Annotated in this window: 18 protein-coding genes; 11 read left to right on the top strand and 7 right to left on the bottom strand. The window is 45.2% G+C overall.

The features are described from left to right. Positions 1 to 19: 19 nt before the first annotated feature. Positions 20 to 3259 carry a SusC/RagA family TonB-linked outer membrane protein gene (locus KSW37_RS02370; protein ID WP_217313175.1) on the bottom strand — a complete coding sequence of 1080 codons (3240 nt, stop codon included), beginning with the start codon at positions 3257 to 3259 and terminating at the stop codon, positions 20 to 22. Positions 3260 to 3284: 25 nt separating this feature from the next. Further along, a complete protein-coding gene (gene pelA, locus KSW37_RS02365) occupies positions 3285 to 5393 on the bottom strand; it encodes a pectate lyase (protein WP_217313174.1) in 2109 nt (702 codons plus the stop codon). Positions 5394 to 5634: 241 nt separating this feature from the next. On the opposite strand from pelA, the gene KSW37_RS02360 reads away from it, so the two are divergent. Both KSW37_RS02360 and KSW37_RS02355 read left to right on the top strand, forming a co-directional pair. Continuing rightward, complete coding sequence (locus tag KSW37_RS02360) at positions 5635 to 6597, top strand: hydroxymethylpyrimidine/phosphomethylpyrimidine kinase (RefSeq protein WP_217313173.1); 963 nt, start codon at positions 5635 to 5637, stop codon at positions 6595 to 6597. 376 nt (positions 6598 to 6973) lie between these two features. Next, positions 6974 to 9073 carry an outer membrane beta-barrel protein gene (locus KSW37_RS02355; RefSeq protein ID WP_217313172.1) on the top strand — a complete coding sequence of 700 codons (2100 nt, stop codon included), beginning with the start codon at positions 6974 to 6976 and terminating at the stop codon, positions 9071 to 9073. Positions 9074 to 9356: 283 nt separating this feature from the next. Here KSW37_RS02355 and KSW37_RS02350 read toward each other — a convergent pair whose 3' ends face one another. Beyond that, positions 9357 to 10247, bottom strand: coding sequence for an Abi family protein (locus KSW37_RS02350; protein ID WP_228115222.1), 891 nt, complete (start codon positions 10245 to 10247; stop codon positions 9357 to 9359). A 754-nt stretch (positions 10248 to 11001) separates the two neighbouring features. Here KSW37_RS02350 and pdxS point away from each other — a divergent pair. From pdxS to KSW37_RS02335, 3 genes are all read left to right on the top strand, one after another. After that, complete coding sequence (gene pdxS, locus KSW37_RS02345) at positions 11002 to 11877, top strand: pyridoxal 5'-phosphate synthase lyase subunit PdxS (RefSeq protein WP_006847583.1); 876 nt, start codon at positions 11002 to 11004, stop codon at positions 11875 to 11877. Positions 11878 to 12002: 125 nt separating this feature from the next. Continuing rightward, complete coding sequence (gene pdxT / locus KSW37_RS02340) at positions 12003 to 12572, top strand: pyridoxal 5'-phosphate synthase glutaminase subunit PdxT (RefSeq protein WP_119229652.1); 570 nt, start codon at positions 12003 to 12005, stop codon at positions 12570 to 12572. 250 nt (positions 12573 to 12822) lie between these two features. Beyond that, positions 12823 to 13944 (top strand): AAA family ATPase, encoded by a 1122-nt coding sequence (locus tag KSW37_RS02335; RefSeq protein ID WP_217313171.1) that lies wholly within the window; start codon positions 12823 to 12825, stop codon positions 13942 to 13944. 317 nt (positions 13945 to 14261) lie between these two features. On the opposite strand, the gene KSW37_RS02330 is transcribed toward KSW37_RS02335, so the two are convergent. After that, a complete protein-coding gene (locus KSW37_RS02330) occupies positions 14262 to 15563 on the bottom strand; it encodes a UDP-N-acetylmuramoyl-tripeptide--D-alanyl-D-alanine ligase (RefSeq protein ID WP_217313170.1) in 1302 nt (433 codons plus the stop codon). A 143-nt stretch (positions 15564 to 15706) separates the two neighbouring features. On the opposite strand from KSW37_RS02330, the gene KSW37_RS02325 reads away from it, so the two are divergent. The 6 genes from KSW37_RS02325 to KSW37_RS02300 all read left to right on the top strand — a co-directional run bounded on the left by KSW37_RS02325 (position 15707) and on the right by KSW37_RS02300 (position 21408). Beyond that, positions 15707 to 15928: a hypothetical protein gene (locus KSW37_RS02325; RefSeq protein ID WP_118190927.1), complete on the top strand. Its 222-nt coding sequence runs from the start codon at positions 15707 to 15709 to the stop codon at positions 15926 to 15928. Positions 15929 to 16147: 219 nt separating this feature from the next. Next, the gene (folP, locus tag KSW37_RS02320; RefSeq protein WP_217313169.1) at positions 16148 to 16993 is read left to right on the top strand and encodes a dihydropteroate synthase; all 846 of its coding nucleotides are present in this window, start codon (positions 16148 to 16150) and stop codon (positions 16991 to 16993) included. Further along, positions 16990 to 17760 (top strand): diadenylate cyclase CdaA, encoded by a 771-nt coding sequence (cdaA, locus tag KSW37_RS02315; protein WP_006847577.1) that lies wholly within the window; start codon positions 16990 to 16992, stop codon positions 17758 to 17760. Before folP ends, cdaA begins: the two co-directional genes overlap by 4 nt. Before the next feature lie 231 nt (positions 17761 to 17991). Beyond that, entirely contained in the window at positions 17992 to 19038 is a 1047-nt protein-coding gene (pta, locus tag KSW37_RS02310; RefSeq protein ID WP_119229654.1) for a phosphate acetyltransferase, read from the top strand. A gap of 45 nt (positions 19039 to 19083) precedes the next feature. Then, on the top strand, positions 19084 to 20286 hold the full coding sequence (locus KSW37_RS02305) for an acetate kinase (RefSeq protein ID WP_217313168.1): 1203 nt from the start codon (positions 19084 to 19086) through the stop codon (positions 20284 to 20286). A gap of 75 nt (positions 20287 to 20361) precedes the next feature. Next, complete coding sequence (locus tag KSW37_RS02300) at positions 20362 to 21408, top strand: sugar kinase (RefSeq protein WP_217313167.1); 1047 nt, start codon at positions 20362 to 20364, stop codon at positions 21406 to 21408. Positions 21409 to 21443: 35 nt separating this feature from the next. Here KSW37_RS02300 and KSW37_RS02295 read toward each other — a convergent pair whose 3' ends face one another. The 3 genes from KSW37_RS02295 to radC all read right to left on the bottom strand — a co-directional run bounded on the left by KSW37_RS02295 (position 21444) and on the right by radC (position 23381). After that, positions 21444 to 22208, bottom strand: coding sequence for a UDP-2,3-diacylglucosamine diphosphatase (locus KSW37_RS02295; protein WP_217313166.1), 765 nt, complete (start codon positions 22206 to 22208; stop codon positions 21444 to 21446). Positions 22209 to 22269: 61 nt separating this feature from the next. Next, positions 22270 to 22590: a metal-sulfur cluster assembly factor gene (locus KSW37_RS02290; RefSeq protein ID WP_006847572.1), complete on the bottom strand. Its 321-nt coding sequence runs from the start codon at positions 22588 to 22590 to the stop codon at positions 22270 to 22272. A gap of 101 nt (positions 22591 to 22691) precedes the next feature. Beyond that, positions 22692 to 23381 carry a RadC family protein gene (gene radC, locus KSW37_RS02285; RefSeq protein WP_153118999.1) on the bottom strand — a complete coding sequence of 230 codons (690 nt, stop codon included), beginning with the start codon at positions 23379 to 23381 and terminating at the stop codon, positions 22692 to 22694. Between the last annotated feature and the right edge of the window lie 11 nt (positions 23382 to 23392).

Genomic DNA, 23392 nt, shown 5'->3' with positions numbered 1-23392 from the left:
CTGTTTCCTTATTTGTATATTAGAATGATAAGTTTACACCGAATGTCCAAGAGCGTGTCTTTGGATATGCCTGGTAATCGTAATTAGGGGTAGGAAATCCGTTGCCGCCAGCATCGAAGTTGGTGTTGACGTCTGGGTCGATACCACTATAACCGGTGATGCAGAACAGGTTGGTTGCTGTTGCGTACACACGGAGATTACTGATTCCGAGAGGTTTCATCCATCTCTTTGGGAAGGTGTAGCCTACGGAGAGATTCTGCAGGCGAAGGTAAGAGGCATCTTCTATGAAGTCGGATGTTACCAGACCTACTTCAGCAAATGGCAGAGCATACTTGGCGCCGGCATTGAGAGCCTTCAGCTCGGTTGGGTCTGTCACGGCGTAAAGATCGCCCTTGCTGTCTACATTGTACATCTTCCAGCAGTCGCTTACGATATTAAGCTTGGCTGCACCATACCAGGTGTCCTTACCACCCATCATATCATGAAGGGCATTGGCATTATAAACCTTGCCGCCTATCTGATAGGTGAAGTTGGCGGTGAAGTCCAGGTTCTTGTAATGACCGGAGAAGTTGAAACCGCCGGTGTGCTGAGGCTTTGTCTTGCCGATGATGGTTACATCACTGGAGGTAATCTTTCCATCACCATCTGTATCTGCAAACTTAGCCATACCTGGGAATGCCTTCTGGTCTTCTGGACGCTTATAGTTCTCGGCACCGGCAAAGTTACCGATGTTGTCTACGTTGTCTGGAATACCTGGCTTCAGAGTCCATACGCCATCTGCGCTGACGTTGAAGTCATCTACTGTATAGATTCCTTGTGACTTGTAGCCCTGGATCAGACCCACTGGGTTTCCCTTGCGGATTACGTAGTCGTAGTATGGAAGACGGGTGGTTGAGCCCCAGCCGGTATGAGTATCTGCCAATACGCCGTCGAAGAGATCGTCGATGTTGTTATGGTTGAAGTTGTAGGTCATACCGAAGCTCAGGTTAAAGTCCTTGTTGCGTACTATCTCGTAGCTGAGTGCAAGCTCTACACCCTTGTTGGATGTCTTACCTACGTTCTGGAACTGATAGGTGTAACCTGTAGAAGTATCGATAGGCACCATCATCAGGATGTTCTTGGTAGTGTTCCAATAGAAGTCCAGTGTACCGCGGAGTTTTCCGTTCCAGAAACCGAAGTCAATACCTGCGTTACGGGAAATAGTGGTTTCCCATTTCAGGTCCGGATTGCCCATCATGCTGCCTGGTACGTAGGTGTCAACGATTTCTCCATCTACGGTAGTGGTGCTCTTCTGCCATGTATCCTTCCATAGGGAAGAGTTGATGTTGTCATTTCCTGCTGTACCATATGAGAGACGGAGTTTCAGGTTACTCAACCAGTCTTCTGTACCTTTCATCCATGCTTCGTCTGAGATACGCCATGCGGCTGCGGCTGCAGGGAAGTAACCCCAGTGATGATTAGGTGCAAACTTGGAACTGCCGTCGGCACGGAAGGTGGCGGTAAACAGGTAGCGGCTCTGATAAGAATAGTTGGCACGGCCGAACCATGACAAAGAATGCTCTGGTATGGCAATGTTGTTGACGTATGTATCCTTATCTATTTTCAGGTCTGGGTCCTTATTGGTCATGTCGAGCATACCGAATGCGGTGTTCATATCCCATTCTTCCGGATAGCCATAACCATCGAAGGTGGTAGAACTGCTCTTGCTTGCCAAAACCTCATTACCGGCGAGCAGGTCGAGTTTATGGTCCTTGCCTAAACCTTGTACGTTGTAGTTGATGGTAGAAGTCCACTTTACATGATATCCGTCAGACTTCTTTAACTTGGCATGGCTGTAGCCTTCTTCGAAACCTCCATCCCATGTCTTCTGCTCACTCCAGTTGCGACCCAGGGTCAGTTCAGTCTTTCCTGTCAGCCCCTTGATTGGCGTCCAGATCAATGAGTTGTTGGCACGCATTCTGTTGCGGGTATGGATGCTGGTATAGTTGTCGTAAATTGATACAGGATTGAAAGACTGCGATACGTGTGAATCTCCCAAACCGAGCAAGCTGCCGTCATCTTCTCCGAGTGGAGTGTCGATTGGGCGGAAGTTGTATGAACAGGTGGCATATTCAAACTTGGCTCCCTTGAACTGCATCTCGCTGTAGCGTGCATCCAGGTTCCATTTCAGTTTTTTGTTGATGTCCTGTGTCAGTTTCACGTTACCGTTCCAGCGGCGGAAACCGGTGTTGTTCAATGAACCCTTGTCGTTGATATAGTTCAGGGTTGCATAATATTTGGTACGCTCTGTACCGCCGCTTATGCTTAAGTCGTGGTTCCAGGAGTGTGAACTGCCCAGAAGATCGTCCTGGTAATTGTGGGTTCCCATCGATTTGTATTCCTCCAGATGGTTGCCGTTCTCGCTGCCTACGCCAAAGTATTTGGCAATATCCTGCCCGTCTTTTGCATTATAGGCTGTAGCGTAGCTCCAGTTGCGCAGCACGTAATCGTAGGCGCTCTCCTGTTTGTAGGTTTCCGGCTTTTCCTTTACTCTGAAATACATGTTGTATTTTACGTTTACCTTTCCCTCTTTGGCATTCTTGGTGGTAATAAGGATAACACCGTTGGCACCGCGGGCACCGTAGATGGCTGTAGAGGCTGCATCCTTGAGCACGTCGATGCTTTCGATATTGTCGGCTGGGATGTCATCAATGCTTGATACCTGTACTCCGTCTACGATGAAGAGCGGATCGTTGCTCTGGGTGATGGAACCGCCACCACGTACACGGATGCTCATGCTGGCTCCCGGACGACCGTCCTGAGAAGTAACGGTTACGCCAGGAAGCTGGCCTTGCAGCGCCTCGGCAATATTGGATACTGGGTTCTGTGCCAGCTTGTCGCCTGTTACTGATGCTACGGCACCTGTCAGGTCGCGGCGTTTCATCGTACCGTAACCGATGACAACGACTTCATCGAGCGATTTGTCTGATGACTCTAGAACAATATTCATCGTAGGATGGTTGCTAACGGTGACAATCTTGGTCTTACATCCTACATAGGAAATCGTAAGCTTTTCACCTACCTTTAGATTGCTAAGGCTGAAGTTTCCGTCATAATCGGTTACAGTACCACCGCCTTTTGCTGTTTGGATGGTAACGCCAATTAATGGTTCTCCAGTTGCATCTTTTACTGTACCTGTGATGGTCTTCTGTGCGAATGCACCTACACAGCACAAGCTTAATGATAAGGCTAATGCGCCTTTCTTGATTTGTAGATCCATAAAAGATTTTTTAATTTAGTTATACTTAGTATTCTACTTGATATTTCAATACATGCCAGAGGTTTCTGAGTCTTGCCTCCGGATCCCATTTGCCCATGAAGGTCCATTTGGCTGTAACGGCATGGAATGCCGGTGAACCGGGTGCCGTGCTCAGGTTGTCGCTGAGCCAGCCGCTGTTGCCACCCTCACGCTCACAGCCGTAATAGTATACTCGTTGTCCCCATGGACATGGGTCGAGCACCTTGTCGGTATAGGCATAGCTGATGTTGCTGTCCAGTATGTTCTTCGACATCTTGCAGTTGATGAGGTAGAACTGGTGGTCGTGATGATATCTGCCCAACTTGGTAGGCGATAATGCATCAAACGATGAGTTCGTAATCACAAACTTGTTGTTGATGTCTCCTCTGCCGTCGTGCCAGATGATGGCACGGCTGTCGCCCAGGAACTTGCAGCGGGTAGCGTAGCAGGTGCCTCGAGGACAGATGAAGTCTACTCCCGGACAGCGCAGAAAGAGGTCGGCATGATAGTACATTCCATCCTGCTTGCACCAGAGCGACAAGGCATCATTGCCATCTGCATAGATATTGCTGTTGGTGATGATGGTGCGTGTGCCTCTGCCGAAGATTGCCATCTGATGGGTGGTAGTCTTCTCAACGGTAGAGCCGTAGTTGTTGTATACGGTGATTCCGCTGATAACGCAGTCGTTGGCGTCTTCAGTCAGGACGATGACTCCCTGGTGAACATCCTTGCCTTTGTATTGCTTGATGGTTTGCGACTGGGCAGTCTCGGCATATTCTATGATGACGCTGTCTCTGTTTTCGCCTACCAGTACGATGTTTGGCTTGTCGATGATTACTTTTTCGTGATATTTGCCGTTGCGTACATATATAATATAAGGTGTAACGCTGTTGGCTGGAGCCTTCTCTATGGCAGCCTGTATCGTTTCACCGGCTTTTACGATGGCGTTGAAGTCTGACAGGCTTGGCTTGCTGAAGTGGGTGAGGTCCAGCTGTCCGGTTTCGTTCTTGCCTTTTGTGTTGAGGCTGATGTTGAGCAGATGGGCTTTGTCATATTTCTCAGCCCATTTCTGATAGAGCGGGTAGAGCATGGCTGGTGCGTCCTGATACCAGCCGTATCCGTTTCGGCGTTCGGTTCCTATCTCCTGCATACTCTTGCGTGGAATACCATCGCGGTCGCAGACGAATGGTTCGCAGTTCTTCAGGTCGTAGAATCTTGCCCACAGGGGTGTGCCTGCAGGGTCTTTTACCAATGTGGTGTTGCGGTAAGGTGAGCCGTATTCGCCCGTTCTTACCACCTTGAGTCCGGTCAGTTTATAGTCATCAAACCATTGCATGGCTCCTCTTACGGCTTCCTTTATCTCTTCTGAAGGGTTAGGAATTTCGAGCAGGAGTTTAACGATACTGGCACTTTCTGATGAACAGAATGAAGCCAGCTCGAAGGCGCGGGCTGGGGCAGGAGCAAAGGTTTCACGGTCGTGCTGCTGGCACCATACGGTAGGTTTGCCGTTCACTCTTATCTGGCAGCGCAGGATGCAGTCTACTCCCTTGTCAAAAGCCTTTCTGGCTTTCTCTCTGAGGTTCTTGTCTGTAAGTCCTTTGTTAAATGGTGCTTTCTGCTGGTAGACGTCGCGTAGCAGTTTCATGGTGTTCACCATGGCATTGTCGTTGAAGGTGATGTGTATCTGGTAGTCGCGCATCTTAGGCCAGAACTGTGGCCATCCTCCGTTGGCATACTGTCCGCTCAGGAGATATTCCACGCCTTTGCAGAAGGCTTCCTTGTATTTCTGTGTCTTGGTAGCCTGGTAGAGTCGTGCCAGATAGAGCATCTGTATGTTGGTGGCATCGTTGTCGGTGGTGGAGTCGTCCTGGCGGTTCTTCTCGCCCAATACTTTCTCCATCTCTTCATGGCTCATCGGTTTCACCATGTCGATGTTCTTGGGCCATCCGCCGGTTACTCTCTGGTAAGCAAGAATCTGGTTACCCACCTGCTTTGCCTGTTCCGTTTTGTAGAAAGCCATGTTGGTTTCGCGGAGCACATTCTTGTACCCCTTCTGTGCCTTGGCGGTGAAGCATGTAGCCAAAACCAAGACAACCGTTAAGTAGATTATTTTCATGTCGTTGTTTAATTTATTTGCTTTATTAGATCCTTATTGTCCTTGCAAAGATAAATAAAATAAGCTGAAATACAGAACTATTTTACATGAAAATATCGTTTTCGGTCATTTTATATAGAAAAAAAGGCATTTTTCCATGTCTGAGAGTGATATTCGTTGTTTTTTTTGTATCTTTGCCATCGGACTTATCATCGGCTTTCAAGTTCAATGTTTCAAGTTCAGAGATTAAAGTTCAAAGTATATGATATTAACGATTACAGGTTCAGACAGCACCGGAGGCTCTGGTGTACAGGCAGACATCAGGACGATTTCTGAGTTGGGCGGTTATGCTGTTTCGGCAATAACCAGCATCACTGTGCAGAATACGCTCGGTATTCAGGAGTTCTTTGATATTCCTGCCGAGATAGTTTCGGGGCAGATAGAGGCTATCATGAACGATATGCAGCCCGATATTGTGAAGATTGGTATGATACGCAGGGTGGAGACGCTGAATGTGGTCATCGATGCGCTGACCAGATACCGTCCTGCCCATATCATCTATGCCCCTGCCATCTGGTCGAGCCAGGGCGATGCGCTGATGACGGAAGATGTGGTGAGCCAGATTAAATATCGCCTGCTGCCGCTCTGTTCTGTCGTCGTGGCACGCAAGAAGGAGAGCGACATCATTCTGCAGAATTCCAAGCTGCTGAGCCTTGCCGAGAAGCAGGGACTGCAGGTTTACAGGCTTGACAATGCCAATTCTCATGGTCTCATCAACCGTTTCTCTTCAGCTCTTGCCGTCTATCTGAATCAGGGCAAGAAGATGGGGGAGGCGCTGGCGAAGGCGCAGGATTTCATCAATGTAGAACTCGTGCGCCAGAGCAATCTGCAGGGCAGGAGTTCCGAACTCTACAACCAGTTTATCTCGCAGGTCAATAACTTCTGCCGCACTTACAGCGATGTTCATTTCTATGCCGACCAGCTGAATGTGAGTGGCCGTTATCTGGCTCAGGTTACCCGCCGCATCTCCGGCAAGACCCCGAAGGCAATCATCGATGAATACATCGTGAAGGAGATAGAGCGCGAGCTCTCTACCACTACGCATACGGTGCAGGAAATAGCCAATACCTTCGGTTTCTCATCCCAGGCTCATCTCACCAAGTTCTTCAAGAAGATGAGAGGGGTTACGCCTTCTGCTTTCAGGCAACCAAAACCTGTTGATTAAAATGAGTCCAGCCAATTAAGGAAATAAAATACGGCCAACTGAGGAAATGAAATTCAGCCAACTGAGGAAACGAAATACGGCCAACAGAGGAAACGAAATACGGCCAACTGAGGAAATATCGAAGAAAAGATGGTGTTTTTGTAGTTCCTATCGGATGCTTGAAAGATTAAAATAAGGTTCATTTTACTTCTTGTCTTGTAAGGGAACTAAGTTGCATCAGCGTTGTGTATGAACGAAGAAAAGTTGTTCTTGTATAAGGATAAGGTTGGCATCAAAAATGAGCATTTTTCGCTTCGTAACTACATAGAAAACTTCTGAAAGTAGAATAGATAAAAATAATGCTGCAGAAATTCAATAACATCAAAATTTTAATAATATGAGAATTGGTTCAAAACTAGTGTTGATATTGTTTTTGTTTCCTTTCACTTGCTTAGCGCAGGTGAAAGGAAAGGTTGTGTCCGTATCGGATTCTACCAGCACGCCTTCTGCAAATTTTTCCTTAGAAAAAGAACTGAAGGATGTTGTGGTTGTGGCTGATATGGTGAGTAGAAATGCATCAAAAGAAACAATATTTATAACAGATTCCCTTCGTAAGGGAACTGTTAGTGCTATACAATTATTGGCAAAGTTGCCTGGAATAACAACTGACTGGGGAACAGATGAGGTAAATGTCGGTAAAGACAAAAATGTGCCAATAGTTATCAATGGTAAAGAAGTAAAAAGGGAATATGCTATCAGTCTCAATCCTAAACGCATCAAGAAAGTTGAAATTATGCGTTATCCTGCAGGTAAATATTCTGATTATCCTGTTGTACTTAATATCGAATTGGCTGATGATTATAAAGGATGGGATGTAAGTACTTTTACCCGCAATCTGTATTCTTTCAGGAACAAGCATTCTAATAGGGAAGCTATAGGTACCAGCTTTACCTATACCTTACCCAAGGTTAACTTGTATGGTAGCTTAAGCTTTAATCATCGTCAGAATTATGATGTATCTGGTTATGAATATAGCAGTATGTCTGATCTTATGATTAAATCAGAGGCAGCTGATTATAAAAAGCCAAACATAAGTACCAGGAATAATATGAGGAGCTTTAGTTTGGGCGCGGATTATAGATTATCAAACAATCAGATTCTATCTGCGCAAGCATGGATAGAAAGAAAAGGAACTAAACAGAATGATTCCTTCTCTGTGTTCAATAATGATAAGTTTTATGAATTGAATAGTCTGGATGATTTTAAGACAGATGATTATACCATAGGATTGTTTTATAAAGGAAAGTTTGCGAATCACTTGAATTTATCTTCGGAACTCATATATAATAGGTATGATATTCATGAAGATAGAATATATAGTGAGAAGGACAATATTGTTCTTAGTCCTTACAAGGGGAATAAGAATTATTGGCGTTATTATTTGTCTGCCAATTATTATTTGGGTAACAAGGTGTCTTTGTGGGCTGACTACACCCAAATATGGAAAGACTATTCTAATTCTGACCGAAATGAAAATATAGTGTTGTATAATAGCAAGGAAACTCGAAGTAAATTGATGGGAGCAATATCATATCAACCATTTCGAAATTTCAATGCTTTGCTAGGCTCTCATTTGTTGACTGTCAAAGATGAAAATCAGCAGACGGCAGTATCTGAGAAACATACATCTTGGATGCCTTTGTTCAAAGGTTATTGGAAACCTGTTAAGTGGATGTATTTGCAATATAATTATTTTTGTGATGTGGAGTATCCCAACCTTGATCAGTTGTCAACGGTAAGATGGCAAGTGAACGATGTGCTTTGGCATAGAGGCAATTCTGAGTTGAAACCTAGAATTATGCATTATTCTGAAATTACGGTCAACTTTGTCAATATAGTCAAGATTGACTATATGTACAAGCAGAGCAAGGATGAGATTATAGACTATTATCAGCAAGAAGAGGATAAAACTTATCAGACTCAAGCAAATTGTAATTACAGACATAATTACTTGGGAATGGAAGGTGATTATAATCTTGGCAATGGCGTAGAACTGTCATTTGTTGCAAATTACCAGTGGTATCATCGGTATATGAAAGATGACACGAAGCATTTTGGCAGAACCTGGTATCTTGATACACAGCTTCTTTGGAATGTTCCAAATACAAAATTGAGTTTTATGGCTAGCTATTTCCTTCGTCACGACAAATTGCCATTATTACAAGGTAAACAGTATGATGAAGAGGAAAAGTTGTTTGTTGGAACTTCTTACTCTTTGTTAAAAGGTAAGTTGCCCATATCTTTGGAAGTAAGCATACCGACGTCCATGATTTCCAAGAAGACTTATACGAAAGTGAGCCTTCCAAATTTTGCTTATCAAATCTATGGTGATAATAGAGTAAATGCTTTTGTTGCCCTAATCAGTGTAAAGTATAGCTTGGGAAAGGGGAAAACAACAAAGCTAAATAATAGTAAGAATTTAGATATGGAAAAATAAATGAGTATATTTCCTGTTTGTTTTCAGCATGATAGTATGCTATTTGCTCAAACTCCAACAGACCCAGGAGGCTGGAAGTATCTTCATCAACCAGGTGAAGAATCAGTTGGAATTGGGATACTAAAATGCTTTTGATATGGAACAGGAAGAAAAATAAACAGATAATATCGAGTTGAGAAGCGAGAAGGTGAGGAACGTGATAGGCAAGGTTCCTCCTCGCCTCGTCAGCAACAAAACGTTATGGCAGCAGGTGTTCGGATAAGCTATATCCGAACACCGCCTACTATCTCCATAAAGGTTCATTTTCCCATCCTTGCGGAAATCCCATGGCATGCAAATCTACATTAGAGTATTTTGCAAAGAGTTTGAGTAGAGAACTTTTCAAGTCCATGCAAGGTTTGATAGTTTGTTCCAAATATAATAAGGTGCATAGCTGATGGTACAACTTGATAGGCTTCTGACTTGGAGTAATCCAATTGAGAGGAAGTCGGTTCGGCAATTGAGGCTTCAAGGCAAAACGCCTATTCCATATACGTGCATGATGAGCACAGCAATTACGAAGTACGGTAATGCACCTTATCCAACTTTCCAAATAAGTGTATTGAGGAAGTCCAAACTCTCTTGCCACTTGCTTCTTTAATCGATTGTCCTTAAACAGGCAAAACAACTTGGAAAGAGTACCAAATGAAACAACCTCCAAGGTCTTCCACACAGGTGGAAGAGCTGGATAATTATATTTCTCGGAATGTTCCTTGATGAAATCTTCATTTGAGCGAGACACCTCTTTCTTGATATTGTCAAGACAACCTTCATAAAACTCTGCATTCTTGAACAATGACGAATCCATAAACCAAAATGCCCCATGTTCCATTGAGAACACTTGAATCATCTTGGTTCGGAGAGAAATCTCAATATCTTGGATAGCCTTGAATATAAGTTGGCGTAGTTCTTTATCAAAGAGATAAAGGTTGATGGCTTGCTCGAATGTACTGCCGGATTTGTAAAGATGATGTTGTCGGTCTTGCTCCATGTATCGAAGATAACTAGCGATACGGAAATAGCTGATATTGCGAAGCTGTAATTTGGCTGTAGCATCATCCTCTATCATTAGTCCTCTGTTTTGGAGCAAGGCTAATTGTTCATCTATATTTATCGGTTGTTTGTCGTAGTTCATATACCCATATAAAAAGCGAAGTCCCACCGTGGTACGCATCGTTGAGAGGCGTGGTGGGATTTGTTGCTGCAAAAATACGCTTTTTTGTCGGAATCTCCAAATATTTTCTTAGAAAACTGCATTTCATGCATGGGATTTAACACAAAAAGTTCTAATTGCCATAAAATTCTCATCGTAATTCATTGGATATTTAGAAAATTATCGTATCTTTGTCTCCGAATTAAGGCGTTCTTTGTATATTGCAAAATACAGAAACGAGCAGAAGTCCGCTCGTTTCCATATTGTTACCTATATAATATAGGCAAACGCCCAAGTTCTTGATATTCAATCAAAGTCCAAATTAGAGCGAGTTAGAATTTTTAACACATAGATAAACCTCTCTCTTGCAGAATCGCCAGCGAAGCTTTTTTACAGCTTTGCTGGCGATTTCTCAATATATAATCTTACTCAATCATATTCTTGAGTATCCATTTCCTGAAGAATGGGTCTTCTATATTCCATAATCGAAATTTTTCGTTACGAAATTTTTCGCTAAGATACAAAAAATGTAGACGTTCAGAAGGTGAACTCCTCTCGGTTTCTCTTAGCAGTACAATCTGTGTACTGCTTTATATATTCAGGAATATCTCTTATATATTTGCGAATCTCTCTTTATACAAAATGACTCAATGTTTGCAGAAAATGGAACATTTTTCTGCTATTTCGCTGAAAAATGTTTCCTTTGCAGCTGTAATTGAATAAAAATATAAGAATTATGGCAGAAAATAGACAAGAATTGAACCGCAACTTGGCTCAGATGCTCAAGGGTGGTGTGATTATGGACGTAACAACTCCAGAACAGGCAAAAATCGCAGAGGCAGCAGGTGCATGCGCAGTAATGGCGCTGGAACGTATTCCAGCTGACATCCGTGCAGCAGGTGGTGTTTCCCGTATGAGCGACCCTAAGATGATCAAGGGCATCCAGGAGGCTGTTTCTATCCCTGTAATGGCTAAGTGCCGCATCGGTCACTTCGCTGAGGCTCAGATTCTTCAGGCTATAGAAATCGACTATATTGACGAGAGCGAGGTGCTCTCTCCAGCAGATAATGTTTATCACATCGACAAGACTCAGTTCGACGTGCCATTCGTTTGTGGTGCCAAGAACCTGGGCGAGGCGCTCCGCCGTATTGCTGAGGGTGCTACGATGATCCGTACCAAGGGTGAGCCAGGAACAGGTGATGTGGTTCAGGCTGTTACCCACATGCGTATGATGCAGAGCGAAATCCGCCGCCTGGTTTCTATGAGCGAGGATGAGCTTTATGAGGCTGCCAAGCAGCTGCAGGCTCCTTACGACCTGGTGAAGTATGTTCACGAGAACGGCAAGTTGCCAGTGGTTAACTTCGCTGCCGGTGGTGTGGCAACTCCAGCTGATGCTGCCCTGATGATGCAGCTCGGTGCCGAGGGTGTATTCGTAGGTTCTGGAATCTTCAAGAGCGGTAACCCTGCTAAGCGTGCCCAGGCTATCGTGAAGGCTGTTACCAACTACAACGACCCTAAGATGCTGGCTGAGTTGAGCGAGGATCTCGGCGAGGCAATGGTAGGTATCAATGAGCAGGAGATTGCTTTGCTCATGGCTGAAAGAGGTAAGTAATGATATTGGGAAGTTAAGGAGTTAAGAAGTTAGAGGAGTTAAGACAAATGCTTTTTGGCACAAACTCAGTAAAAGAATACTGTTGTCTTAACTCCTTAACTCCTTCTTATGAGATAAATTGTTTTATGAGAATAGCAGTATTAGCTTTACAAGGCGCTTTTGCTGAGCACAGACAGAAGTTGGCTCAGTTGGGCGTGGATAGTTTTGAGGTTCGCCAGTTGAAGGATTGGAACCAGCCTAAGGATGGCTTGATTATTCCGGGCGGTGAGAGTACCACTCAGGCGAAACTCTTGAATGAACTGGGATTGATGGAGCCTGTGAAGGAGGCGATTGCTGCCGGCTTGCCAGTTTATGGTACCTGTGCCGGTTTGATTCTTCTTGCCAAGAAGATAGAGGGCGAGCCTAGTCAGCGCATAGCTTCGATGGACATCACGGCTTTGAGAAATGCCTACGGTCGCCAGTTGGGCAGTTTCTACATCGAGGCTCCGATGAAGGGCATCGAGGGCAACATCCCAATGACTTTCATCCGTGCTCCTTATATTAAAGAGGTGTGGGGAGATGCAGAGGTTCTTGCTGAGGTAGATGGCAAGATTGTGGCTGCCCGCCAGGGTAACCAGCTGGTTACCGCCTTCCATCCTGAACTGAACGAAAGTTTGGAGATTCATAAGTATTTTCTGGGGATGTGCAGCAAGTAGGCTTCATCCTGAGATGAAACTTATTTCGTTGGCCGATGAAACAGGCTTCATGTGCCCATGAAGCTATATTGCAAAGTATCTTAGGATACATTGCCAAGTATCTTAAGATACATGAGCAAGTATCCTAAGATACTTTTTTATTGAATGTCTGATACTTTTTTCCGATAAATGTTTGCCGTTTACAAATATTCATCGTATCTTTGCATTATGAAATCTTCGTTACGTAAAACTCATAATGATATAAATGCTTATGGTACAGTTAAATCCTTTTATTATTGAAGGCTATCTTTCGCCGGAATATTTCTGTGATAGGGTAGAGGAAACAGCTCTTCTTACCCGCCATTTGACCAATCGGTGCAATGTCGCGTTGATTGCGCCAAGACGTCTGGGTAAGTCGGGACTGATTTATAATTGTTTTCAGCAGAAAAACATTCGTGAGCAGTATCATTGCATCTATATTGATATTTATGATACGAAGAATTTGAACGAATTCGTCTATGCGCTGGGCAAGGGAATCCTGACGGCACTCAAGCCAAAGGGCAGGAAAGTATGGGAATTTTTCCTGAATATGCTCCAGTCTTTGAAGTCAACTATCTCTTTTGACATCAATGGAAATCCGGAGTGGAGTGTTGGTTTGGGAGATATTCAGGCTCCGGATATTACGCTGGATGAGATCTTCGCTTATCTCGAACAGGCAGATAAACCTTGTCTGGTGGCGATAGATGAGTTTCAGACAGTTGCAAACTATCCAGAGAAAACCGTTGAGGCAACCTTGCGTAAGCGAATACAGAATTGCCACAATGCAAACTTTGTCTTTTCTGGCTCCAAGCGCCACATGATGGCATTGATGTTTACTTCCCAGTCACGCCCGTTCTATCATAGTTCGAGTATCATGGGGTTGGAGGCAATCAATGAGCAGACTTACCTGGAATTTGCCAATCACCATCTTGCCAGGAACAATAAAGAGATAAGTGCAGCGGCTTTTACCTATTTATATCATCATTTCGATGGCATTACCTGGTATATTCAGTATGTACTCAATATGCTTTACACTTCAATATCTGATAGGTCTTTGTTGCAGGAGGATGATGTCAGAATGGCGATAGATAGCATTCTTTCCCAGCAGCGTTTTGCCTATCAGGCCTTGCTGTATCAGCTTACAGCCAAGCAGAAACAGCTTCTCATAGCCATTGCTCAGGAAGGTAAGCCTTCTTCCCTGATGTCGCAAGAGTTCTTGCAGAAGTATCATCTTGGTGCAAGCACCGTGCAGGGAGCAGTCAAGACCTTACTGGACAGAGACTTTATCACGCAAGATGAAGGCGTTTACCAATTATGTGACAAGTTTTTGGAGCTGAGCCTGCGAGCAGGTTGAGTAAGTAAAAGATACGTCTGAGTAAGCGAAATGATGCGGCAGAGTGAGCCTACTGATATATCTGAATAAGCCTACAGATATGACTGAACAAGTACAAGGATACGACTGAGTAAGTGAAAGAATACGTTTGCTCAGGTTCAAGAAGTCGGAATATCAGGTTCAAGGAGGCTGTTTCTAAGAGATTTCCACTAGGCTCAGCAGCTCTGCTGAGCCTAGTCAGCAGGTCTGCCGACTGCAGTCAGCACATCTGCCGAGCCTAGTGGCAACACCCTATAATCGTACAACCACACACCTTTTAGTTGTACGATAATAACCGTTTACAACAATTCCGGAAGTTGGAAGAGCTTCACGCTGTTGCTGCCTTTGATGAGGATGTAATGGTCGTGAGGCTGGTTCGCCTTGAGCGCTTCCTTCACTTCCTCTACATTCTGGAACTTGCGGTAGCTGCATGGAATATCCTTGAATTCTTCGCCTACCAGCCATACATTCTCCAGACCTGCTGCCTGCAACTGGTCTACTACCTTCTGATGCTCCTCGTGGCTCACTTCGCCGAGCTCGCCCATCTGTCCGAGAATCGCCATCTTATGAGGCACATCCATCACGCGGAAGTTCTCGATGGCGGCAGCCATGCTTGATGGGTTTGCATTGTAGGCATCTACCACCAGCTTATTGTGCGCCGTCTCTTCCAACTGTGAACGGTTGTTGCTTGGGATGTAGTTCTCCAGGGCATGATCTATCTGCTGAGGCTTCACGTCGAAATGAAGACCGATGGTGATGGCGGCAAGCATGTTGTCGATGTTGTAAGAGCCGATGAGATGGGTCTGGACTTCATGCCAGTCGAAACTCTCGGTGCGCCAGCGGAACTTCAGGAATGGAGCGCAGGAGATGACTTCTCCCCATACATCGCAGTTTTCATCCTTGCCGTAGGTGATGAGGCGGTTGATGTTGCGTTGCTCAGCCATCTGCATCAGATGCTCGTTGTCTGCATTGATGAAGACGAGGGCATCGTTGGCTGCGAGGTAATCATAGAGCTCTCCCTTGGTCTTCTTCACGCCTTCGAAACTGCCGAATCCCTGCAGGTGGGCACGGCCTACGTTGGTAATCATACCGCAGGTTGGTTCTACGTATTCTACGAGCTTTCGGATGTCACCAGGATGGGAAGCGCCCATCTCTACAACGGCAATCTCATTCTCTGGTGAGAGACGGAAGAGCGTCTTTGGTACGCCTACGTCATTATTGAAGTTGCCCTGGGTAAACATCACGTTGAACTTCTCGCCGAGAACGGCAGAGACGAGTTCCTTGGTGGTCGTCTTGCCGTTGGTTCCGGTGATTCCTACTACAGGAATATCGAAGTGGCGGCGATGCTCACGGGCTAATTCCTTGAAGGTGGTGAGGCAATCCTCTACGAGGATGTAGCGCTCGTCGCCCTCCTTGGCATACTCTTTTTCATCAACAATCACATAGGCACAGCCTTTCTCCAAAGCCATGTCGGCAAACTTGTTGCCATCAAACGATGCGCCCTTCAAAGCCAGGAAGATGCTGCCCTCTGGGCAGTCGCGGCTGTCAGTGGTAATCACTGGGTGCGCTTGGTAAATCTGATAGAGTTCTGAAATATCCATAGTCTATAACTGTTATTTTGGGTGCAAAAGTAATCTAAATTATGGACATAACAAACAATTTTCCCAAAAAATGATGGTAATCTCGATAATTCTTTCTATTTTTGCAGAAAATATTCAAGTAATCTTTGGAAAGTGAGGTCGGAATGGGCGCAAACATAGAAAGAGATAAATTAAAAACGAGGAAAGACAAGCTAGCTGGTTATTTCTTCGATATCTCCAAACTAAGTTTTGGAGCGATGGTTTTGGGTGGGCTTACGCCAATGATAACAGGAGAATTCGATTATATGAATCTTCTGTATGTTTTATTTGGTGTGTGCATGACAATTTTGTTTGCAATAGTAGGTAATCGAATTTTAAAATATTAAGAAAATGGAAACAATGATTTTGATATTTGGAATAGGCACTTTAATAGGTGGTGGTATTTTGCTTTGGACATATACTGAATCAGGGAAGAAATGGCTAAAAAGTTTATAGTATGAGTTATTTAGCGTTATTTTTTATGATAACTTCTATTGTTGTTATTGCTCTTATAGCTTGGAGTTATACAAAGCCTGGTAAGAAATGGCTTAAAGAGTTATAATCCGATGGAATATACAATTAATATCAAGGGGCGCTTGATGGATTTGAGTACCCCTCAGGTGATGGGCATCCTGAACGTTACGCCCGACAGTTTCTACTCAGGAAGTAGAAAACAGACAGAAATGGAGATAGCTCAGAGAGCTAATCAGATTATAGAAGAAGGTGGAAGCATCATCGATGTGGGTGCTTTCTCCACCCGTCCCGGTGCCGATGAAGTATCGGAAGAAGAGGAGGAAAAACGACTGAAGTTCGCTCTCGACATCGTTCGCAGGGAGCAACCGGATGCTGCCGTCTCCGTAGATACTTATCGCCCTACCTTGGCACGCAAGTGTATCGAGGAGTGGGGAGCTGACATCATCAACGATGTCTCAGAAGGTGGAATCACTGGTATCGCCAATGTACCGCTGGAGCAGAGACAGGAGGAATATCCTGAAATGTTCGGGGTGGTGGGCGAACTGAAGGTACCTTATATATTAATGTCGGTGCAGCCTACGCTCGAAACGATGATGAAGGGCTTTGCCAGAGAGGTACAGCAGTTGCGTGACCTGGGAGCCAAGGACATCATCCTCGACCCAGGCTTCGGATTCGGCAAGAATCTCATCCAGAATTATCAGATTTATAATGAGATGGAGAAGTTGAACGTGATGGAACTTCCGGTACTTGTAGGTATCTCCCGTAAGAGTATGATATACAAGCTGTTGGGTGGAGATGCTACGACATCGCTCAATGGAACTTCCGTGCTCGATACCATCGCTCTGATGAAGGGCGCCAGCATCCTCAGAGTGCACGATGTAAAAGAAGCTGCTGAGGCTGTGAAGATAATAGAAGCAATGAAGGAGGGACGCACATGATAGAATTTGGTATCAAAGACTTTCTCGATATTCTCCTGGTAGCCTCGCTGCTGTTCTATGTTTATCGTCTGATGAAGGAATCGCGCTCACTGAACATCTTCGTGGGCATCATGCTCTTCGTGCTTATCTGGCTCTTTGTGAGTCAGATACTGGAAATGCGCCTGCTGGGTTCTATCCTGGATAAACTGGTGAGCGTGGGAGTTATCGCCCTCATCGTCATCTTTCAGGAGGATATCCGTAGATTCCTCTATGAAATCGGTTCGCAGAAAGGTATGCGCCGGCTGGTTCGGTTCTTCCACTCCAGCAAGGAGAGCCAGAAGGAGGCTAACAAGGAGACCATCATGCCGATTGTGATGGCGTGTATGAGTATGGCGAAGAAATACGTAGGTGCTCTTATCGTTATCGAGCGAGGCGTTCCACTGAAGGACATCATGGATACGGGTGAGGAGATTGACGCCAAGATAAACCAGCGGCTGATAGAGAACATCTTCTTCAAGAACTCGCCGCTTCATGATGGAGCCATGGTGGTGAGCAATAAGCGCATCATGGCAGCCGGATGTATTCTGCCTGTGAGCCATAACCTCGATATTCCGAAAGAACTGGGACTCCGCCATCGTGCCGCTCTCGGAATATCACAGAGCAGTGATGCCATCGCCGTCATCGTATCTGAGGAGACCGGACGAATCAGCGTGGCCATCAAGGGCGAGTTCAAACTCCGACTCTCGGCCGAGGAACTGGAAAGCATCCTTACTCTGGAGATGATATAAGTAAAGTGAAGAGTGAAGAATTCATCACTTTTCCTGCTACGTAAACCTTTACGACATGAATAATCTCCCGATTTAGCTTTTTTTACACATTTTAATCGCTGCTATTTCAAAGAAAATGTGTACTTTTGCAAAGTCGATGTGGCAAAAAGGCGAAAAACAAGATAACAGCGCCTTACACTTTGACAGATCTACTTAGGAAACAACAAAATATATAAAATATTAAAAAGTAAAATGGATTTATTACAGCAAATCGTAGCTCGCGCTAAAGCTGACAAGCAGCGCATCGTGCTCCCTGAAGCAGAAGAGGAGCGTACATTGAAAGCAGCCGATAAAGTTTTGGCTGATGATCTCGCAGACATCATCCTCATCGGTAACCCTGCCAATATTAAGAATCTCGCTGCTCAGTGGGGTCTTAACAACATCGACAAGGCTACTATCGTTGATCCACAAAACAACCCTAAGACTGAGGAGTATGCTGAGAAGCTCGCTGAACTTCGTAAGAAGAAGGGCATGACTGTTGAGCAGGCTCGTGAACTCGTAACTAAGAACAACCTCTATCTCGGTTGTATGATTATCAAGACTGAGGGCGCTGACGGTCAGATTTCTGGTGCATTGAGCACTACTGGCGATACTCTCCGTCCAGCTCTTCAGATTATCAAGTGCACTCCAGGTATCACTTGCGTAAGTGGTGCTATGTTGCTCATCACAGACCAGAAGCAGTATGGTCAGGATGGCATTGTAGTAATGGGTGACGTTGCTGTAACTCCAAACCCTACAGCAGACCAGCTTGCTCAGATTGCCTATACTACAGCTCATACAGCTCAGTCAGTGGCAGGTATTGCTGATCCACAGATTGCCATGTTGAGCTTCTCAACAATGGGTAGCGCAAAGGATGCTATCAACAAGGAGACTGGTAAGAGCGTTTATATCATTGACAAGGTAAAGGATGCCGTAGCTATTGCTAAGGAGAAGTTCCCAGAGCTTCATCTCGATGGTGAGCTTCAGGCTGATGCAGCCCTCGTTCCTGAGGTAGCTGCCAAGAAGGCTCCAAAGTCAGAGGTAGCTGGTAAGGCTAACGTATTGGTAGTTCCAAACCTCGAGGTTGGTAACATCGGCTACAAGCTCGTTCAGCGCCTGGGTGGTGCCATCGCTATCGGTCCTATCCTCCAGGGTATCGCCCGTCCTGTAAACGACCTCTCTCGTGGTTGCTCTGTAGATGACATCTACTACATGGTAGCTATCACAGCTTGCCAGGCACAGGATGCTAAGAAGGCTTAATTGAGACTAACTTTATTCAATCAATAACATTACAAAAATTAGATTATGAAAGTATTGGTTCTGAACTGCGGTAGTTCATCTATCAAGTACAAATTATATAATATGGACGATGAGTCTGTATTGGCACAGGGTGGTGTAGAGCGTATCGGTCTTGATAACGCTTTCATCAAGGTAAAATTGCCTAACGGCGAGAAGAAGCAAATTATGCACGACATGCCTGACCACAAGGAAGGTGTGAACTTCGTATTCAAGTGCTTGCTCGACCCAGAAATCGGCGCTATCAAGGATTTGAAGGAAATCGACGCTGTAGGACACCGTGTCGTACAGGGTGGTGACAAGTTCAAGGAGAGCGTTATCGTTGACAAGAGCGTAGAGGATGGTATCGAGGAACTTTGCGACCTCGCTCCTGTTCACAACGCAGGTCACCTGAAGGGTATCCGTGCCGTTGACTCATTGATGCCTGGCACTCCTCAGGTTTGCGTATTCGACAACGCATTCCACAGCACAATGCCAGACTACGCTTACCTCTATGCAATTCCTTACGAGTTGTACGAGAAGTATCACGTACGCCGTTATGGCTTCCACGGAACATCTCACCGTTATGTTTCTAAGCGTGTTTGCGAGATTCTCGGTCTCGACCAGAACAACTCTAAGATTATCACTTGCCACATCGGTAACGGTGGTTCTGTAGCTGCAGTATTGAACGGTAAGGTATTGGATACCTCAATGGGCTTGACTCCATTGGCTGGTTTGATGATGGGTTCACGTTGTGGTGATATCGATGCTTCTGCCGTTACCTACTTGATGGAGAAGTTGAACATGAAGCCACAGGAGATGGCTGACTTCCTGAACAAGAAGAGTGGTGTGCTCGGTATTACAGGTATTTCTTCTGATATGCGCGACATTGAGAACGCAGCCAACGAGGGTAACGAGAAGGCTAAGCTCGCTCTCCGCATGTATGAGTATCGCATCAAGAAGTACATCGGTGCTTACACAGCTGCTATGGGTGGCGTTGACGCTATCGTATTCACAGCAGGTGTTGGTGAGAACCAGACTGACCTCCGTGAGGATTCTTGCAAGAACCTGGAGTATCTTGGCATCAAGATTAATAAGGAAGTAAATGACAAGGTTCGTGGCGAGGAAGCTATCATCTCTACTGACGACAGTAAGGTGAAGGTAGTTGTAGTTCCTACCGACGAGGAGATTGTTATCGCTCGCGATACAATGGACTTGGTTGCTAATAAGTAATCATACGCTATATATAATAAGGTGAAGACTAGAAACATAAGTGAATGGTCTTCACCTTTTTAAATTTTTAGAATTATGAAAACAAAGATTGTAACTTTCGGAGAAATATTGCTTAGGATTTCTAAGCCTGGTTATCAACGTTTATTTCAGGGACATCATATGTTTGGCAATTATGGTGGCAGTGAGGCTAATGCAGCCATCTCTTTGGCTTATTTAGGCGATAATGTAGAGTATGTAACCCGTGTGCCATACGGTGAGATGGGTGAGGCGGCGTTGATGCATCTCAGAGAGTACGGTCTGAATGTTTCTCATGTTGTGCGTGGCGGTGAACGTCTCGGAACTTATTATTTCGAGGAAGCTGTAGCTATGCGCAATTCCCGTGTGGTTTACGACCGCAAGAATTCTTCTTTCTATACGCTGAAGCGCGGAATGGTGAAATGGGAAAAGGTGCTGGCTGATGCTGCTGTATTCCATTGCTCCGGCATTACCTGTGCTATCAGCCGCGATGCGATGGAGTCAACTATGGATGCCATCAAACTTGCTGTTTCTGATGGCTTGACCATAGCCTGCGACATCAATTACCGTAAGAATCTCTGGGGATATGGACTGGAGCCTCATGACGTGCTGTTCCAGATGATGCAGTATAGCGACATCATCTTTGGTGACCAGAATGAGTGGGAGATAGCCAGCGGTGTGCCTCATATTCCTTTCGAGGCTTTGGATGCAGATTATGAGATTGACAAGGAGGCTTATCTGGAGTATTTCCGCAAGATGCATCAGCTCTTCCCTAAGTGTAAGAAGATGTTGATGGCGGTAAGAAATCAGATTGCCAGCAGTCATCATACCTTGAGCGGCTTGCTCTATGATGCTGTAGAAGATCAGCTCTATACTACAAGAATCTATGATATTGAGCCGATTGTTGACCCGATGGGGGTAGGTGATGCCTTTATTGCTGCCTATATTCATGCCCATCAGAAGTGGGGCGACAAGAACCAGTATTGCCTGGATTTCTCACTGTCAGCAAGCGCGATAAAGAATACGGTTCCGGGTGATCAGAATCTGGTTACAGAAGAAGAAATCATCAATAACATGACTTCTTCAGGAGGTCGCATACAGCGATAACAATAAAGGGCAGCTCATAAAGCTGCCCTTTATTGTTATGGTTGGCTTTCGCCTTCCACATATTCTTCCATAAACATGTGCTCGCCATCAAACACGGCATAGGTGAACTGCCATATCCAGTCGCCCAGAATCATCAGTCGGGTCTTTTTGCTCAACATCAAATCCAGTTCGATGTGGCGATGGCCGAACATGAAGTAATCTATATCCTTGTGACCTTGCATATACTGTTTGGCAAAGCGCACCAGGAACTCCTTCTTTTCGCCCATATAAGGCTCTTCCTTTCCGTCAGCACGTTTCAGTCGGCTATGCTTAGCCCAGTTCAAGCCCAATGCCATTCCCCAGCGAGGATGAATCGCATTAAGGAGGCGTTGGCAGGTCTGGTTCTGGAACATTCTTTTCAGAAACTTGAATTTCTTGTCTGGGTCCCCCAGTCCGTCTCCATGTGCCAGATAGAATACTTTATCGTATATCTCTATGGTCTGAGGCTTGTAATGTACGGTAACGCCACACTCTTCCTCCAGGTAGCCATAGGTCCAGAGATCGTGGTTACCCGTAAAGAAATGTACTTCCACTCCCATATCGGTCAACTCCGAGAGCTTACCTAAGAAGCGTGTATAGCCTTTTGGTACGACATATTTATATTCGTTCCAGAAGTCAAACATGTCACCCAGGAGATAAATTGCCGCAGCCTTCGTCTTGATACTGTCCAGGAAACGGACCAGGCGGCGTTCTTGCATGCGGGCATGCGGAATGGCTAATGAGCCAAGGTGCGCATCTGAGAGGAAATATACATTTTTCATAAGCGATTCTTTTTAAATGAAGAGTAAAGAATGAAGAGTGAAGAATTCAACGGCTTTGTCTTTATTCAAAACCGAGTTCTACGCGAGCTTCCTCGCTCATCATACTCTGATCCCAAGCCGGTTCGAATACAAGGTTCACATTGGCAGATTTTACGCCTTCCACGCTGTCTACCTTGCTTCTTACATCCTCCAGGATGAAGTCGGCAGCAGGGCATGAAGGGGCTGTGAAGGTCATGTCGAGATCTACGGTGGCATCGTCCTTCACATCTATTTTATAAATCATACCGAGGTCCCAGATGTTGACAGGAATCTCTGGGTCGTAAACGGTCTTAAGCACATCTACGATCTTTTCTTCTATCTTTGTCTTTTCTTCTTGTGTCATAATAATCTTTGTTTTTGCCTACAAAGATAATAATTATTGCAGACAAAACAAAAAGAAAAGCTGTTTTTTTCTTGCAGAAGGTCTAATATACCCCAAATAGACTACAATTTACCTTTATCGTGATATGAATAAAAGGCACCATCGGTTATGATGACATGGTCCATAAAGAAGAGACGCATGATTTCGCAGGCTTTGGCAATCTTCTGGGTAAGTACATCATCGGCTTTGCTTGGCAGAGGATTGTTGCTGGGATGATTGTGGCAGAAGGCGATAATGGTAGCGTTGTTGAGCACCGCTTCTTTGATGATGAGCCGGATGTCGGTTGCCGTTTCTGTAATGCCGCCTTTTGAGATGCAGCTCGCTTTGATGAGCTTGAAGTTCTGGTTCATCATCAGGAGCCATGCTTCCTCTGTATCCAAATCCTGCATCTTCGGAAGCATATAGTTGTAGATGGCAAGGGATGAGCCTAAGTCGGGACGTGTGCCAATCTTATCGAGAGCACGGCGCTTGCCCAGTTCGCAGGCTGCAAGAATGGTGATGGCTTTGGCGGGCCCCATTCCTTTATATTGCGTCAGTTCTCTGATGGACTTCTTTCCTAGCTGGTTCAGGTTGTTGTCGCAATCCTTCAGAATGCGTTTCATCAGGTCTACAGCACTTTCGTCAGTAGATCCCGAACCAATCAGAATACCTAAGAGCTCGGCATTGGATAATGCTGAGGCACCCAAGCGCTCCAGTTTCTCGCGAGGCTTGTCTTCTTCTGCCCAATTGGCAATGGTTAGTTTCTCTGCCATAATAATAACTG

Origin of the sequence: Segatella copri (genome assembly GCF_019127135.1) — a bacterium.
GTDB lineage: Bacteria > Bacteroidota > Bacteroidia > Bacteroidales > Bacteroidaceae > Prevotella.
The sequence above is the reverse complement of the archived record's forward strand: the minus strand, read 5'-3'. Positions and strand labels throughout refer to the sequence as shown.

Coding starts and splice junctions, on each gene's coding strand:
- KSW37_RS02300 (WP_217313167.1), top strand. CDS start 20,362: ATGAAAACAAAGATTGTAACTTTCGGAGAAATATTGCTTAGGATTTCT.
- KSW37_RS02290 (WP_006847572.1), bottom strand. CDS start 22,590: ATGACACAAGAAGAAAAGACAAAGATAGAAGAAAAGATCGTAGATGTG.
- radC (WP_153118999.1), bottom strand. CDS start 23,381: ATGGCAGAGAAACTAACCATTGCCAATTGGGCAGAAGAAGACAAGCCT.
- KSW37_RS02360 (WP_217313173.1), top strand. CDS start 5,635: ATGATATTAACGATTACAGGTTCAGACAGCACCGGAGGCTCTGGTGTA.
- KSW37_RS02355 (WP_217313172.1), top strand. CDS start 6,974: ATGAGAATTGGTTCAAAACTAGTGTTGATATTGTTTTTGTTTCCTTTC.
- pdxS (WP_006847583.1), top strand. CDS start 11,002: ATGGCAGAAAATAGACAAGAATTGAACCGCAACTTGGCTCAGATGCTC.
- folP (WP_217313169.1), top strand. CDS start 16,148: ATGGAATATACAATTAATATCAAGGGGCGCTTGATGGATTTGAGTACC.
- KSW37_RS02335 (WP_217313171.1), top strand. CDS start 12,823: ATGGTACAGTTAAATCCTTTTATTATTGAAGGCTATCTTTCGCCGGAA.
- KSW37_RS02370 (WP_217313175.1), bottom strand. CDS start 3,259: ATGGATCTACAAATCAAGAAAGGCGCATTAGCCTTATCATTAAGCTTG.
- pelA (WP_217313174.1), bottom strand. CDS start 5,393: ATGAAAATAATCTACTTAACGGTTGTCTTGGTTTTGGCTACATGCTTC.
- KSW37_RS02350 (WP_228115222.1), bottom strand. CDS start 10,247: ATGAACTACGACAAACAACCGATAAATATAGATGAACAATTAGCCTTG.
- cdaA (WP_006847577.1), top strand. CDS start 16,990: ATGATAGAATTTGGTATCAAAGACTTTCTCGATATTCTCCTGGTAGCC.
- KSW37_RS02295 (WP_217313166.1), bottom strand. CDS start 22,208: ATGAAAAATGTATATTTCCTCTCAGATGCGCACCTTGGCTCATTAGCC.
- KSW37_RS02330 (WP_217313170.1), bottom strand. CDS start 15,563: ATGGATATTTCAGAACTCTATCAGATTTACCAAGCGCACCCAGTGATT.
- KSW37_RS02325 (WP_118190927.1), top strand. CDS start 15,707: ATGGGCGCAAACATAGAAAGAGATAAATTAAAAACGAGGAAAGACAAG.
- KSW37_RS02305 (WP_217313168.1), top strand. CDS start 19,084: ATGAAAGTATTGGTTCTGAACTGCGGTAGTTCATCTATCAAGTACAAA.
- pdxT (WP_119229652.1), top strand. CDS start 12,003: ATGAGAATAGCAGTATTAGCTTTACAAGGCGCTTTTGCTGAGCACAGA.
- pta (WP_119229654.1), top strand. CDS start 17,992: ATGGATTTATTACAGCAAATCGTAGCTCGCGCTAAAGCTGACAAGCAG.